This is a genomic window from Microbacterium amylolyticum (assembly GCF_011046975.1).
In the GTDB taxonomy this organism is placed as follows: domain Bacteria; phylum Actinomycetota; class Actinomycetes; order Actinomycetales; family Microbacteriaceae; genus Microbacterium; species Microbacterium amylolyticum.
Genome location: NZ_CP049253.1, coordinates 923,548 through 938,190, shown reverse-complemented (window position 1 = coordinate 938,190; position 14,643 = coordinate 923,548). Strand labels below are relative to the sequence as shown.

14 protein-coding genes are annotated in these 14,643 nt (G+C 64.1%); all 14 read left to right on the top strand.

The genetic code is table 11. From position 1 onward, the window contains the following. Positions 1-32 precede the first annotated feature (32 nt). The 14 genes from G6N81_RS04550 (at position 33) to G6N81_RS04485 (ending at position 14,600) form a co-directional block, all read left to right on the top strand. Entirely contained in the window at positions 33-1,256 is a 1,224-nt protein-coding gene (locus tag G6N81_RS04550; protein ID WP_165133688.1) for a class I SAM-dependent RNA methyltransferase, read from the top strand. Between the two features lie 64 nt (positions 1,257-1,320). Next, positions 1,321-1,998 (top strand): response regulator, encoded by a 678-nt coding sequence (locus tag G6N81_RS04545; protein ID WP_165133685.1) that lies wholly within the window; start codon positions 1,321-1,323, stop codon positions 1,996-1,998. Then, positions 1,988-3,241: an ATP-binding protein gene (locus G6N81_RS04540; RefSeq protein ID WP_165133682.1), complete on the top strand. Its 1,254-nt coding sequence runs from the start codon at positions 1,988-1,990 to the stop codon at positions 3,239-3,241. The genes G6N81_RS04545 and G6N81_RS04540 overlap by 11 nt, the downstream gene beginning before the upstream one ends. Then, positions 3,238-4,248, top strand: a complete 1,011-nt coding sequence (locus tag G6N81_RS04535) for a hypothetical protein (RefSeq protein WP_165133679.1) — start codon at positions 3,238-3,240, stop codon at positions 4,246-4,248. The genes G6N81_RS04540 and G6N81_RS04535 overlap by 4 nt, the downstream gene beginning before the upstream one ends. Positions 4,249-4,546: 298 nt before the next feature. After that, positions 4,547-6,118: an acyl-CoA carboxylase subunit beta gene (locus G6N81_RS04530; protein WP_165137788.1), complete on the top strand. Its 1,572-nt coding sequence runs from the start codon at positions 4,547-4,549 to the stop codon at positions 6,116-6,118. A 16-nt stretch (positions 6,119-6,134) separates the two neighbouring features. Beyond that, positions 6,135-6,347 carry an acyl-CoA carboxylase subunit epsilon gene (locus tag G6N81_RS04525; protein ID WP_165133676.1) on the top strand — a complete coding sequence of 71 codons (213 nt, stop codon included), beginning with the start codon at positions 6,135-6,137 and terminating at the stop codon, positions 6,345-6,347. A gap of 1 nt (position 6,348) precedes the next feature. Beyond that, on the top strand, positions 6,349-7,098 hold the full coding sequence (locus G6N81_RS04520) for a biotin--[acetyl-CoA-carboxylase] ligase (RefSeq protein ID WP_241245073.1): 750 nt from the start codon (positions 6,349-6,351) through the stop codon (positions 7,096-7,098). 5 nt (positions 7,099-7,103) lie between these two features. Next, positions 7,104-7,622 (top strand): PH domain-containing protein, encoded by a 519-nt coding sequence (locus G6N81_RS04515; protein ID WP_241245072.1) that lies wholly within the window; start codon positions 7,104-7,106, stop codon positions 7,620-7,622. Next, on the top strand, positions 7,622-8,737 hold the full coding sequence (locus tag G6N81_RS04510; protein WP_165137784.1) for a 5-(carboxyamino)imidazole ribonucleotide synthase: 1,116 nt from the start codon (positions 7,622-7,624) through the stop codon (positions 8,735-8,737). Before G6N81_RS04515 ends, G6N81_RS04510 begins: the two co-directional genes overlap by 1 nt. A 99-nt stretch (positions 8,738-8,836) precedes the next feature. Beyond that, the gene (purE, locus tag G6N81_RS04505; RefSeq protein WP_165137782.1) at positions 8,837-9,322 is read left to right on the top strand and encodes a 5-(carboxyamino)imidazole ribonucleotide mutase; all 486 of its coding nucleotides are present in this window, start codon (positions 8,837-8,839) and stop codon (positions 9,320-9,322) included. Positions 9,323-9,375: 53 nt separating this feature from the next. Then, entirely contained in the window at positions 9,376-10,743 is a 1,368-nt protein-coding gene (locus G6N81_RS04500; protein ID WP_241245071.1) for an LCP family protein, read from the top strand. Positions 10,744-10,838: 95 nt separating this feature from the next. Next, positions 10,839-11,708, top strand: coding sequence for an ABC transporter permease (locus G6N81_RS04495; protein WP_241245070.1), 870 nt, complete (start codon positions 10,839-10,841; stop codon positions 11,706-11,708). Continuing rightward, positions 11,708-12,469, top strand: coding sequence for an ABC transporter ATP-binding protein (locus G6N81_RS04490; RefSeq protein WP_206527903.1), 762 nt, complete (start codon positions 11,708-11,710; stop codon positions 12,467-12,469). The genes G6N81_RS04495 and G6N81_RS04490 overlap by 1 nt, the downstream gene beginning before the upstream one ends. Positions 12,470-12,473: 4 nt before the next feature. Beyond that, a complete protein-coding gene (locus G6N81_RS04485; RefSeq protein WP_165133667.1) occupies positions 12,474-14,600 on the top strand; it encodes an acyltransferase family protein in 2,127 nt (708 codons plus the stop codon). The last annotated feature ends 43 nt before the right edge of the window (positions 14,601-14,643 follow it).

Genomic DNA, 14,643 nt, shown 5'->3' with positions numbered 1-14,643 from the left:
GCCTCGCAGGTCGAGCTGGGACGATGGTGCATATGAACACTGGCGACATCATCGAACTCGACATCACGGGCGTCGCCCACGGCGGCGTGTTCGTTGCGCGGCATGGCACCACGGCGAGCGAGCCGGGCATGGTCGTTTTCGTTCCCGACACGATGCCGGGAGAGCGCGTGCGGGCGCGCGTGACACAGGTGAAGAAGTCCTTTGCCCGGGCCGAGGTGCTCGATGTACTCGAGGCGTCCCTCCACCGCGTCGCACACGTGTGGGCGCAGGCAGACGTCGGCACCGCGCCGCAGCAACGGCCCGGTGGAGCAGACTTCGGCCACATCGCGCTCGCACACCAGCGCGAGCTGAAGCAGCGGGTGATCACCGAAGCGTTCGAGAAGTTCGCCGGAGGCGCTGTTCCGGTCGAGGTGCTACCAGCGCGTTCTCACGAGGAGGGAACCCGGTGGCGCACCCGCGTGAGTTTGCATGTTGACGCCGAAGGTCGAGTGGGACCATATGCGGCGCGGAGCCACGATGTGATCGAGGTGACCGAACACCCTCTCGCAACCCGCGCGGTTGAGGCCGCCGCGCTGGGGCTGACGCGTGAGAAAGAAGGACGCGTTGACCTGATTCATCCGGCAGACGGCCGCGTGAGAATCGTGCGGCGCCCAGCATCGACATCGCGGCGCACCGCACCGGAAGTCGTCACGGAGCGTGTCGGCGAGCGCGAGTTCCGTGTGGACACAACAGGTTTCTGGCAGGTCCATCGAGATGCCGCAACGGCCCTGGACCGTGTTGTGCGCAGCGAACTGGCGCAGCTGCCCGTGGCAGAGGACAGCCACCACCTGGATCTCTACGGGGGCGTGGGACTGTTCGCCGCGGCACTTGCGGATCACGGAGGAACGTCTCGGGTCACAACCGTCGAATCCTCCGCGCGGGCAACGCTGCACGCGCGCGCCAACCTCGCCGATCTGAACGTCGCCGCCGTTACCGCCCGTGCCGAGCGTTTTGTCGAGCAACTCGAGCCAGCGCCGGAGCTGCGGCGCGGCGTCATTCTGCTGGACCCGCCGCGGTCGGGCGCTGGCGAGAAAGTTGTTTCGCGCATCGCCGCGCTGTCGCCGTCGGCCGTCATCTACATCGCATGCGATCCCGTTGCGCTTGCGCGCGACGTGGGGGAGTTCCGGCGTGCGGGTTATGACGTCGCCCAGGTGAGGGCGCTTGATCTGTTCCCCTCGTCGCACCATGTTGAGGCTGTCGCCGTTCTCACGCGGTAGACGAGGACGCGGCTTTTCGCCGCGCTGCTGAGCGTGGCGCGCCGTCCGGCACTAGCCTCATAGCGTGACAACGGTGGCGCTCATTGACGATCATGAATCCGTGCGGCTCGGCCTCGAGGCGGTGCTCGTCCGCGACGGCATGATCATCGCCTACAGCGGATCGACGGTTGAAGAGTATGTCCGAGACCTCCGCAGGCGCTCCCGGCGCCCCGCCGATATCGTGCTGCTGGACCTGATGCTCGGAGACGGCACCACGGTCACGGAGAACGTCAGCCGGCTCGTGGCCGATTCGGCGGTGATCATTCATTCGGTTGCCGATCGTCCGGCTGCGGTGCGGGAGGGGCTCGCGGCGGGCGCGGCGGGAATTGTGAGTAAGTCGTCGCCGATGTCCGTTGTGACGCGGGCCGTGAGACTCGTGGCGAGCGGTGAGCCGCTCGACAACGTGGAGTGGGCGGCGGCCGTTGAATCCGACACGGCCTTCGCAAACGCCCACCTCTCTGAGCGTGAGCGCGATGTTCTCCGCCTTTATGCGGCGGGACTGCCGGTGAAGGTCGTGGCGACACGGCTCGGAGTCGCCTATTCGACGGCAAAGGAGAACATCCAGCGCGTACGCGCGAAGTATCTCGTGGTCGGGCGTCCCGCTCCGACCAAGGTTGATCTCATGCGCCGTGCCATGGAGGACGGTCTTGTGGACGCGCCGACGGATTCCGGTCGGCACCCGGAGCCGACACGTGACGACTGAGCTCGGCCCCCACGCCTCGCAGAGCGGGGAGACGCGGGCGCGCATCGAACGCGCCATCGAGGTCGTCACGGCGATCGGGGCGTCAATTATCGCTTCTCAAGCTTTTGCCATCGCGTGGTCGATGCAGACGGGCGACCCCTGGGGTCGGGTGATGTTCAGCCTGACGATGGTGGCTGTTCTCGTGATGATTCTGTGTTGTCTCATGGGGCGCGGAGCGCGCACAACCAGTGGCGTTGTCGCCATCATCATCCCTGTCATGCTCGTCATGTGGATCGCAGGCATAGGCGCGGCCACGATGCAGTCGAGAGAGACGCCCTGGCCCTACTTCATGCTCACCGTTGCAACGGCTGCCGCGATCGTCGCTTTTTCACCGCCGTGGCAGCTGGTATCGGCAATCGGGGTGCCGGCCCTGTTCGCCGCGGGCCGTCTGATACACGCCGATGACACGAGTGACGGTCCGATGGCGGTGTTCTCGGACGTGTCGATGTCGCTGCTGTTGGGAACAGCGTTCGTACTTGTTGCGCGTGTCGTGCGAACGACGGCGTCGAAGATCGACGACGAACGCGGGCGGGCGATACCGGCCTATACCGCCGCCGCCGCCGCTGACGCAGCGGAACGAGAGCGCGTTGAAATCGCCGGGCTGATGCACGACAGTGTTCTCGCCGCGCTGATCGCCGCCTCGCGCGCCCAGATGCCCCGAGAGCGGGAGCTGGCCGTTTCTATGGCACGCGAAGCGCTGACACGGCTCTCAGATGAGGATGGGACCGCGGTGGTGGGGCCGAACCCGCCAATCGATCTCGCGGGGATCGCCGAGCGGCTTCGGGGGCAGATATCCCCCCTCGGCATCGAGCGCATCACCGTCACCGGGGCCCGGGAAGTCCTCGTACCGGCGCGTGCGGCGCGGGCGCTTGTTCTTGCCGCTGCCCAGGCAGCCTCGAATGCGGTGGCCCATGCGGATGGTGTGGGATTGAATGTCCGCATCGCGGAAGCCCCCGGCGGCGTGCGTATCGTCGTATCCGATGAGGGGCCGGGATTCGATGTGAGCGCGATTCCCGCAGATCGCTTGGGTATTCGCGGGTCGATCATCGCGCGCGTTGCCGCCGTCGGCGGGAGCGCGAGGGTCACGTCGAGCCCTTCGGGCACCTCCGTCGAGCTCGCGTACACGGTGCCGCATGTCGTTGAGGGCGATCGCGCGGAAATTGCGCCGGCAGACGGCAGCGCAGAGGGTGAGACGGCGTCATGACGCGTTCGACCGCGGTGCGCGCGCTGGGGATCGCGTTTGTTGCCTACTTCGTTCTTCGGGGTGTCCTGGCACCGGCTCCCTCCGCGCACCCGATCTGGGCGATGGTCGCGATCGCGGTTTTCGTGATGGGCGCGGGAGCCGCGCTTGTCCTTCCTGCCGCTGATCAGCGTCCCGTTGGTCCGGCGGCGATGACGCGCTGCGCCGCCATCGCCGTCGCCGCTGCCGCGGGGGTTTTGCCATTGATCGCCACGGGCTTCGTCCGCGATCAGGACGGGCTGATAGCGGTCAACGCAACGTGGTTCATCGGAGCGGCCGGGGCGATGCTGGCGGTTGTCTGCGTCAGACGCCACCCGATTGTGGCCTGGGCGGGAGTGGCGGCTCTCTCGACAACGAGCTCGATTGTGCTGGAGTCGTTCGGCGTTGCCATGCGCGCCGGTCTGGTGGGGTCGATTCTCTGGGTGGTGATCGCTCAGCTCATGATCGCTTTGGCGGAGCGGGCACATCAGAACACGGAACATCTGGCGGAGCTCCGCACGCACGCATCGGCGTGGCGCGCCGCTCAACTCTCTGCCGCGCGTGCCCGCAGGGAGCGCGTCAGTGTTGCGCTCAGCGTTGCCGGGCCCGTTCTCACACGCGTCATCGAAACGGGCGGCGCGATCTCCGATGAGGAGAGGAACGAAGCCGTTTTCGCAGAGGCCACACTGCGGGACGAGATCCGCGGCACGCGTCTTCTCGACGACGGAGTGCGACGCGAAATCGCCGCCGCGCGTCGCCGCGGCGCCGCCGTTTCTCTGTACGACGAGGGTGAGCTCGACCACCTGACGGCAGAAGAATTGGCGGAGGTCAGGCGGCAGATCGCCGAGGTGATCGGGTCTTCAACGTCGGAACGCATTATCGTGCGCACTTCTTCTCGCGCGGGAACTGCCGCAACGATCGTTGGGCGACGCGAGGAGGACGAGGAAGACGTCGATCTCTGGCATGAGATAGAAGTGGACCCCGGACGGTGAGAGAAAAACCCATCCGGGGCCCAGGAACGCGGAGCGATTACCCGAAAACCGTCCGCAATGGAGCCTGTCGACATCCGCCTACCCTGGGGCGGACGTGACGGCGAGTCGAGGAGCGATGCTCTCGTGACTCGATATTCAGGTTATCCGAGGCCATCTGGAATGTCATAGCGACTCGTGTCCGCCATTCGGCGGACACGAGCTTGGGGACCCGGACACACGAAACGGGAATCCGTTGTGCCTGTCCGCCAAGGGAACGGGCGATTCCGTGGTTAGGGTGGAACGCGTGACCGAACCGGACATGTCGACCACCGCGGGCAAGATCGCTGACCTGCGCGCCCGCCACAACGAAGCCGTTATCGAGCCTGAGAAAAAGGCGCTCGAGAAGCAGCATGCCAAGGGGAAGCAGACCGCACGCGAGCGGATTGCGCAACTCATGGATCCCGGCAGCTTTGTCGAGATGGATGAGTATGTACGTCACCGCACGACAGCCTTCGGCATGGACAAGTCGCGCCCTCACGGTGACTCTGTTGTCACCGGTGTCGGCGCCATCCATGGCAGGCCCGTCGCTGTGTTCTCGCAGGACTTCTCCACCTTTGGCGGATCGCTCGGCGAGGTCGCCGGCGACAAGATCGTCAAGGTGATGGAGTTCGCTCTCAAGGGAGGGATGCCCGTTGTGGGCATTTTGGACTCCGGCGGCGCGCGAATTCAGGAAGGCGTGCTCGCTCTCGGGAAGTACGCCGAGATCTTCCGGCTGAACACCGCGGCATCCGGCGTCATCCCCCAGATTTCCATTGTGATGGGCCCCGCCGCCGGTGGCGCCGTGTACTCGCCCGCGCTGACCGACTTCGTCATCATGGTCGACAAGACCAGCCAGATGTTCGTGACCGGCCCCGACGTCATCAAGACGGTCACCGGCGAGGACGTCGGTATGGAAGAGCTCGGTGGTGCACGCACCCACAACACGCGCTCGGGCGTTTCGCACTACCTCGCGGACGACGAAGAGGACGCGCTGGACTACGCGCGCACCCTGCTGGGGTACTTGCCCGACAACAACATGGTCGAGGCGCCGGACTATACGACGCACTTCGATATGGAAACAACGGATCTCGACCGTGAACTGAACGAGATTATTCCCGACTCCACGAACCAGCCGTATGACATCAACGAGGTCATTACGCGCATCGTCGACGATGGAGACTTCCTCGAGGTGCAGCCGCTGTTTGCCCCGAACATCGTCATCGGGTTCGGCCGGATCAAGGGCGCCTCGGTGGGAATCATCGCCAACCAGCCGTCGCAGATGGCCGGAACGCTGAACATCGATGCGGGGGAGAAAGCCGCGCGCTTCATGCGGTTCTGCGATGCGTTCTCCATTCCGATCGTCACGCTCGTGGACGTTCCGGGTTACCTGCCGGGAACCGACCAAGAGTGGACGGGCGTTATCCGCCGCGGGGCGAAGCTGCTCTACGCCTATGCCGAGGCCACGGTTCCGCTCGTGACGGTGATCCTCCGCAAGGCGTATGGCGGTGCGTACATCGTCATGGGATCGAAGCAACTCGGCGCCGATGTGAACCTTGCGTGGCCAACGGCCGAGATCGCCGTGATGGGCGGGCAGGGCGCCGTGAACATCCTGTACCGCAACGAGATTAAGAAGGCCCACGAGGCGGGCGAAGACGTTCATGCCGTTCGGACGCGTCTTGCCGACGAGTACACCTACAACGTGGCCTCACCATTTCTCGCGGCCGAGCGTGGCGAGATCGACAGCATTATCGAGCCGGCGCAGACGCGCGTCATGATCGCGAAGGCCTTGCGTGGCCTCCGACGCAAGCGCGCGGAACTGCCCCCCAAGAAGCACGGCAATATCCCCCTGTGATCGGTAGGGTTTCGGTATGAGCGTCATCGATGTCGGTGAGGGCGGTCCCGCTGTTCGAGTGATCGCGGGCGGTCCGACGCCTGAGGAGCTCGCGGTGGTTGTTGCCGTGATCTCCGAGCAGTACGCGAATGAAGTCGCCGGCGCCACTGTCGACATCGCCCCACCACGCGACACCTGGTCGCGTGCGTCGCGCACGCGGCGTTTCCCGAGACAGACGTGGGGGCGCTAACGTGACAGCGTCCACCTCCACGTCTCCGCGAATCGTGGAGGTGGACCAGACGGCGTCGACCAACGCCGACCTCGTCACCGCAATCGCGGCGGGGGAGGAATGGCCGCATCTCAGCGTTCTGTTTACCCGTCACCAGACCGGCGGCCGGGGGCGCCTCGACCGTGCGTGGATCGCGCCGGCGAAGAGCGCGCTGGCTGTTTCGGTTGTTGTGAACATCGCGGGCGTTCCGCGGGACCGCCTCGGCTGGATCCCGCTGGTGGCGGGAACGGCGATGGCGGAGGCCGCAGCAAAGCAGTTGCCGGGCAACAATGTCGGGGTGAAATGGCCGAACGACGTTCTGGTGAACGATCAGAAGATCTGCGGAATTCTGACCGAGGTGGTCAGCGCCGACACGGTCGTGGTCGGAAGCGGCATCAACACTCGGATGACCGCTGATCAACTCCCGGTTCCGACGGCAACCTCGTTTGCTGCGTTGGGCGTCACCGTGGATGAGGAACGCCTCCTCGACGACTACGTCGCTGAGCTGGGAATACTCGTGCAGACGCTCGAGACGGGAACTGCTGCCTCACGCGTTCGCTCAGCATGCCTCACGATCGGACAGGGCGTTGTTGCGCATCTCCCGGGCGGAGAGCAGCTTCACGGCACGGCCGTCGGCATCGATGACGACGGCCGCCTGCTCGTCGACGACCGGCCGCTTGCCGCGGGCGATATTGTGCACCTTCGTCGTTCTGCGCCGGCCGACGGAGTGTGACGATCGTGGCTGAGGAGCAGATTATCGCGCGGTTTCGGTCCAGTGGCCGCAAGCTCATGTGGTCCGCGCTCCTGCTGATCGCCGTCTCGGGAGCAACCGGCTACTTCTGGTCCGCGTTGCCGTCCCCCTTTGAGGACTGGATGCTGTTGGCGGCTGCCGGAGCGGTTGTCCTCTTCTTTGTTGTTGTTCCGTGGTGGGCCTGGGCGCAGCGCCGGTACATCGTCACGACGCGTCGCGTCGTCGTCAGCCGCGGCATTCTGATCCGCCGGCGAAGTGAGCTGCTACACGCGGCGGGGTACGGGATCGATGTCCGTCGCGGACCGCTTCAGCGGATCTCCGGAACGGGGACGATCGTTTTGTCAGGTGCCGGGGGCACGTTGGAGCTGCGAAACGTTCCGGGCCCGGGCGTCGTTCGAGAAACGCTTGCTGATCAGGTCGAGGTGGGCCGCATCCTCGCGCACCGCGAGGCGCAGCAGCAGGCCGCGGATCCGTATTTCTCCGCGGGTGAGATAATGGACCGGTGATGAAGCTCGGTGTAATCGGCGGCGGTCAGCTTGCAAGGATGATGATCGCTCCCGCGACGGAACTCGGAATCGAGATTCGCGTTCTGGCGGAAGAAGACGGGATGTCGGCGGCGATCGCCGCGACGGCAACGGGGGACTACCGCGACGTCGACACGGTCCTTGCCTTTGCCAAGGACGTTGACGTCATCACCTTCGACCACGAGCATGTTCCGCAGTCCGTTCTCGGCGCGCTCGTACACGCAGGAATCGCTGTTCATCCCGGGCCGGGAGCACTGCGCATCGCGCAGGACAAGCTCGTGATGCGGGCAACGCTGGCGCAGATCGGCGCGCCGCAGCCCGACTGGGCGCCCGCGTCGAGTCGCGATGATTTGCAGGCTTTTCTCGACGGTCACGGCGGTAAGGCGGTTGTTAAGACGCCGCGCGGCGGGTACGACGGCAAGGGTGTGCGCGTCATCTCGGCGGCAGACGAAGCTGACGACTGGTTCGATGCGTTCGCTGGCGAGCCGATCCTCGTGGAGGAGCTCGTGGACTTCCGGCGCGAACTCGCACAACAGGTCGCGCGTCGGCCGAGCGGCGAGATGGTTCCGTTCGTCGTGGTCGAGACCGTGCAGCGCGATGGAGTCTGCTCCGAAGTTTTTGCGCCCGCACCGCACGCCTCTGAGCGCGAGATGGAAGTTGCCGCAGAGATCGCGGCCACCATCGCCGAGGGCCTCGATGTGACGGGGATGCTCGCCGTCGAGCTTTTCGAGACGGTCGATGGCCGCTTGCTGGTCAATGAGCTCGCGATGCGGCCGCACAACAGCGGCCACTGGACCCAGGACGGCGCCGTCACGAGCCAGTTCGAACAGCACGTTCGCGCGGTTCTTGACCTTCCGCTCGGATCGCCTGAGCTCACGGCCGAAGCAGCGTGCATGATCAACATCCTCGGTGGGCCGCAGAGCGGATCGATGTCGGATCGATTTGCTCTCGCGATGGCAGATCAGCCCACCGCCAAGATCCACACGTACGGAAAGGCGCCGCGGCCCGGCCGAAAGGTCGGACACGTGAATGCGACGAGTGATGAGCTGGAAGACGCCGTCTATATCGCCAGGGCGGCCGCCGCGAGCTTTGCATGAATTGCGTGGAACCGGGGCCATCGTTCAGAGATTTCGGTGCGGAACCCGTACTCTGACATGGTGCTGAACTCGTCTGAAGAGCCCCTCGTCGGCGTTGTCATGGGATCGGATTCCGATTGGCGCGTGATGCATGAGGCATCCGCCGTCCTGACGGAATTCGGAATTCCCCACGAGGTCGAGGTGGTCTCAGCCCATCGCACCCCCGACAAGCTGATCAGTTACGGGCGAGAAGCCCGTTCGCGCGGGCTGAAGGCGATTGTCGCCGGTGCGGGCGGAGCAGCTCATCTTCCGGGAATGCTCGCGTCGCTCACGGCGCTTCCCGTCATCGGGGTTCCCGTGCAGCTCAAGACTCTCGACGGCCTCGACTCGCTTCTGTCGATCGTGCAGATGCCGGCGGGCATCCCGGTTGCGACGGTGTCGATTAACGGCGCGAAGAACGCCGGGCTGCTTGCGGCGCGCGTCATCGGCGCGGCGGATGCCGAGATCGCCGACCGCATCGAGGCCTATGCGCGCGACCTCGAGAAGCAGGTGGAAGAGAAGAACGTTCGGCTGAAAGCGTCACTGTCTGAGGACGCTCCCTCGTGACGATGGCGGCCGAGCGAAGGGTCCCGCGCGCGTCCGTCATCGAGCAGTCGCCCATGCGTCGTCCCGACACAACGGATGGTGCAGCGATGGCCACGCGCGGCTGGTGGCTGATCCTCCTGAACTTCGTCATCCCCGGTTCGGCTCAGGCGCTCGCGGGGAACAGGAAGCTCGGGAAGCTTGGCCTCGCCTCGACGCTCATCATGTGGGTCGTCGGGGCGGTTTTGCTACTGGGGCTTCTCCTGTGGCGAAGCGGGACGCTCTCGATCCTGCTCACTCCGCTCTTCCTCTACGCCGCGGCGCTGGTGTGCGCCGGATACGGCGTGTTGTGGGTGGTGTTGTCGCTGGATGCCCTGCGCCTGACACGCATCGTCACGGTGGCGGCGCCGCACCGATTCTTCATCGCGCTGCTCGCGCTCCTTCTTGCTCTGGTCCAGGGAGGGGCAGCTGCCTACGCCGTTCCGCGCCTGTTCACGGCAGCGGGAACATTCGGATCGATCTTTCATACCTCGGCCCCCGTTGTGCCCCCGAGCGATGGGTACTACAACGTTCTGCTCCTCGGAGCAGATTCGGGAGACGGCCGCGATTCGGTACGGTTCGACAGCATTTCCGTTGTATCCGTCGGGGCGGAATCCGGTGAGATTATCGTCACGGGCATTCCGCGCGATATCGCGCACGTTCCGTTCAGCGCCGGCAGTCCCATGCGGGCGGAGTACCCCAACTACTTCTCCGGTCTTTCCGACCCGGACTGCGGGTGGAATAGCGGAATCAATCAGCTGACCAACGCTGTGGAGTTCTGTCGGCCCGACGGCGGCGCGTCGCTCTATCCCGAGGCGAGGGCCCAGGGGTCCACGCCCGCCATCGAGGCGACCAAGGACGCGGCTGAAGGCCTCATGGGCATTGAGATTCCGTACTACATCGCGATCGATATGCACGGCTTCGAAGCGCTGATCGATGCCCTCGGCGGCGTCGATATCACGGTTACCGAGCGTCTTCCCGAGGGCGGAGGCCCCGCGTACGAGGGCCAGCCCGCAGAGGACTGGGCGTCGGGATGGATCGAGGTCGGCCAGCAGCGAATGACGGGAGAAACGGCCCTCTGGTACGCACGCTCGCGGTACACAACAAACGACTGGGACCGGATGGAGCGCCAGCGCGAGCTGCAGGACGCGATTCTGACCCAGATGTCGCCGCAGAACGTCCTGCAGCGATTCGAAGAGGTCGCGCGGGCGGGCGAGGACGTTGTGACAACCGACGTGCCGCGGGCTCTCGTATCGACATTCGTTGAGCTAGCGGCGGAGAGCAACGGCATGAGAAGCATCGAGCTTTCGCCATCGAACGGCGTTGACCAGGAATGGCCGGACGCCGACGCGGTGCACCGGATGATCCGTGAGGCGATGCATCCCGCAGCAGACTCCGCTGGCTGAGATCCTCCCAGGCTGTCAGCAGGGCGAGAGATAGGATCCAGTGTGACTTTCTGCGGCAATCAGGCGCGAGAAGCAGTGAAGCAGGAGATGAGTCTGTGACGACGATTGATCTGTCGGAGTACGACGTACCCGGCCGCGGCCGCGGTGTGCTCGATGTTATTCGGTGGCGCTACCTCCTCGGCCTCCTGATCCGCAAGAGCACGGCGTTGCGCTACCGTAACTCCGCGCTGGGCTGGACATGGTCGTACGTCAAGCCGCTCATCCAGTTCTTCATCTATTACTGGGTGATGGGCTTCATCTTCGGGATGGCTCGCGGCGAGGTCGACAACTTCCCGCTGTACCTCTTCGCCGGTTTCATCGTCGTGACGTTCTTCAACGAAGCCTTCGGCAACGCCACCACGGCAGTCGTCGACAACCGAGCCCTCGTGAAGAAAATCTATCTACCGCGCGAGCTGTTCCCCATCTCGGCGGTCATCGGTGCCTTTGTCCACTTCTTGCCACAGCTCGCGATTCTGATCGTCGTCGCCCTCGTCTACGGCTGGGTGCCCGGCGTGGCGCACTTCGGCGCCGCGCTCCTGGGACTGCTCATCGTGGCGCTGTGCGCTTTAGGTCTCGGGCTGTTCTTCGCAGGGCTCAACGTGCGCTTCCGCGACGCGCAGAATTTCGTCGAGGTGCTGCGTCAGCTGGCCACATGGGCGTCGCCGGTGCTGTACACCTGGGTTCTCATCCAGGAGCACATGCCGGCCTGGTTCCTGTACGTGTACCTGATGAACCCCATCACCATTGCGGTGGAGCTGTTCCACTTCGCGTTCTGGGAACCATCCGTCGGCCTTGACGGTTGGCACGGATTTCCCCCGCACTTCGAGCTGTACACGGGCGGGGCAATCATCCTCTGCCTGATCTTCCTCGTGATCGGCCAGCTCACGTTCCGCCGCTTCGAGCGCACCTTCGCACAGGACCTGTGATGTCGAATACACTCCTGCAGACCAGCGACGCCACGCCGTCGATCATCGTCGACCACGTCACAAAGCAGTTCCTCAAGCGCAACACACACTCCTTCAAAGAAGCGTTCATTAGGTGGGTCAAACGCGGCAAGGTCCGCGCCGATCAGTTCAAGGCCCTCGACGACGTCTCTTTTCAGATCGGGGAGGGAGAGTCTGTTGCCGTTCTTGGTTTCAACGGTTCGGGCAAGTCGACAACCCTCAAGCTCGTCTCTGGTGTGCTGGAGCCCGATGCCGGACGCGTTTTCACCCGCGGACGCGTTGCGGGTCTCATCGAGGTTGGAGCGGGCTTCCACCCCGAGTTGTCCGGGCGCGAGAACGTCTACCTCAACGCCGCGATTCTGGGGATGTCAAAGGCCCAAACCGACGCGCGATTTGACGACATCGTCGCATTCAGCGAAATCGGCGACTTCATCGATCAAGAGGTCAAGCACTACTCATCCGGAATGTTCATGCGCCTGGCATTCGCCGTGGCGATTCATGTCGACCTCGACGTTTTGCTCGTCGACGAGGTGCTCTCCGTTGGCGACGCCCCGTTCCGGCAGAAGTGCTACGCGAAGATTGAAGAGCTTGTCGCCAAGGGCGTCACGATGCTCGTGGTGAGTCACGATATGGGAACGGTCCAAAGACTGTGTCGTCGCGGCATAGTCATCCACGAGCACAAGGTGCTCTTCGACGGGGGAATAGAGGAGGCCGTCGAGGTTATTAAGTCGACGCCACACTAATCAGATGTCGTCCGAAAAGGGATTGTCCTTCCCGATCGCCGCTCCGCTCACCCCTCGCTATGTAGCGCGGCCCACGAAGCAACCTGGCGCATTCCGACCCGAGATCGAGGGTCTTCGCTCGGTCGCCTTCTTGCTGGTGGCGGTGTTCCACATCTGGTTCAACCGGGTGTCGGGCGGCGTCGACGTTTTCTTTACTGTCGCGGGCTTTCTCATAACGGTCAGTCTTCTCAGCCAGATTCGTCGCTTCGGACGGGTGCGCCCGGGGATCTTCTTCGGTCGCCTCGCGCTACGCCTACTCCCCGCTGCCGCCGTTGTTCTCACCGCGGTGATGCTTGCGATCTGGTTCTTGCTGCCCTACCCCTCGTGGCGTGACAGCTTCACAGAAGTGTTTGCGTCGGCGACGTATTGGGAGAACTGGTACCTCGCCAGGAACGCGATCGATTACCTCGCGATCGACACGATGCGTTCGCCTGTGCAGCACTTCTGGGCGATGTCGATCCAGGGGCAGTTCTACGTCATATGGGCCGTCGTCTTCACAATGGTGTTGCTGATCGCGAAGAGCACGGGAACACGGATGAAGCGGGTCGCGTTCTGGACAATCGTGGTGCTTGTGGCCGTGTCGTTCGCGTGGTCGGTTTTCCAAACCGACGCGAATCAACAGTTCGCATACTTCTCCACAGCGACACGCGTGTGGGAGTTCGGCGCCGGAGCGTTGCTTGCGCTCGTTATCGATCGACTTCGGATCCCCGCCGTGCTTGGCGCGTTGTTGTCGTGGACGGCGTTCGCCCTCATCGCGTCTCTGGGATTCTTGCTACCCGTAGCGGACATGTTCCCCGGCTGGATCGCTCTCATTCCGGTGCTTTCCGCCGTCGTGATCATCGCAACCGGTCGTACCCAGTCTCGGTGGGGTGCGACGCAGTTGCTGGCATCGAAACCCCTTGTCTGGCTTGGTCGCCTCGGCTACGGGGTGTACTTGTGGCACTGGCCGCTACTGATCTTTACGCTCGAGTATCAGGGCGTGCAACAGGCGAGTCTGGTGACGGGGGCTGGCATCATCGCCGCGTCGCTGGCGTTAGCCTGGCTGACGAACGTATTCGTGGAACGGCCACTGTTGCGAGTGCGTGACGGCGGACGTGGCCTGGGGCGCCGCCTGTCGCTGGCAGCGTCAGTGACGGCGATCGCCGCGCTCGCGGCAACCTCGTTGACAGCTACATGGAATCTCGACCGGGCTAGCGACAGCGAAGAAACCGTAATTCAGGCACGTCTTGGTGATGCATGTTTTGGAGCGCTGGCCTTGGCAGATCCGGAGCGCTGCGCCAGGCGCACGGGAACAACGGTCGTCCCGGCTGATCCAACGCATGATCTCGCTCCGATCTTCCGAGAACCCTGTTCGACGCGCTGGGACGAAAGTGACGTGCGGCTGTGCACATGGGGCGACGAGAACGCTGACACCAAGATCGTTTTGATCGGCAACTCCCATGCAGCCGTGTGGTTTCCCGCGTTGCTGTACGTAGCGGAGCAGCATGGGTGGCGCCTCGACACCTACTATCGACAATCCTGCACCTTCAACACGGCCTACCGCGAGGAACGGCGTGCCATTACCGCTGAGACGTGTCTTGAGTGGAATGAGAAGCTACAGGTGGAGTTGGCGCAAGGGCCCCACTACGACTATGTGTTGACATCGGCGCTCGCATTGAACCGGGCATATATAGATTCCGAGACGGGCGAGCAGAGTTTTGAAGCGGGAGTCGCTGGATTCCACGAGGCATGGCAGCCGCTCATCGACCGCGGGTCGACGATTCTCGCTGTGCGGGACTACCCTCGTCTCGTCGGCGAGTCCCGAACGTGCGCGCTTGAGAAGTTCCTTGACGACTGTGTCGTGTCACAGGACGAGGCGTTGATCGATGAGAACGAGGAAACGATCGCCGTGGCTGCTCGAACGGTCAATGGTGCGACGGTGATCGACATGACAGAATGGTTCTGCTCGGACGGGGAGTGCCCAACGACGATCGGCGATGTGCGGGTGTATCGCGACCACGCCCACTTCACAGAAACATATGGGCACACGCTGGGAGAGCCGCTACTGCAGGAACTTCAGCGGCAGGCAGGTCTTCCCTCGCCGAACCAGTGACGCAGCCCGGAAAGGTGTTCGTGGGCAACGGGCGCTTCTCGAA

Excerpts from the sequence above, each read along its gene's own strand:
- G6N81_RS04535 (WP_165133679.1), top strand. The coding sequence starts at position 3,238 with ATGACGCGTTCGACCGCGGTGCGCGCGCTGGGGATCGCGTTTGTTGCC.
- G6N81_RS04550 (WP_165133688.1), top strand. The coding sequence starts at position 33 with ATGAACACTGGCGACATCATCGAACTCGACATCACGGGCGTCGCCCAC.
- G6N81_RS04490 (WP_206527903.1), top strand. The coding sequence starts at position 11,708 with ATGTCGAATACACTCCTGCAGACCAGCGACGCCACGCCGTCGATCATC.
- G6N81_RS04525 (WP_165133676.1), top strand. The coding sequence starts at position 6,135 with ATGAGCGTCATCGATGTCGGTGAGGGCGGTCCCGCTGTTCGAGTGATC.
- G6N81_RS04500 (WP_241245071.1), top strand. The coding sequence starts at position 9,376 with ATGCGTCGTCCCGACACAACGGATGGTGCAGCGATGGCCACGCGCGGC.
- G6N81_RS04485 (WP_165133667.1), top strand. The coding sequence starts at position 12,474 with ATGTCGTCCGAAAAGGGATTGTCCTTCCCGATCGCCGCTCCGCTCACC.
- G6N81_RS04530 (WP_165137788.1), top strand. The coding sequence starts at position 4,547 with ATGTCGACCACCGCGGGCAAGATCGCTGACCTGCGCGCCCGCCACAAC.
- G6N81_RS04510 (WP_165137784.1), top strand. The coding sequence starts at position 7,622 with ATGAAGCTCGGTGTAATCGGCGGCGGTCAGCTTGCAAGGATGATGATC.
- purE (WP_165137782.1), top strand. The coding sequence starts at position 8,837 with ATGGGATCGGATTCCGATTGGCGCGTGATGCATGAGGCATCCGCCGTC.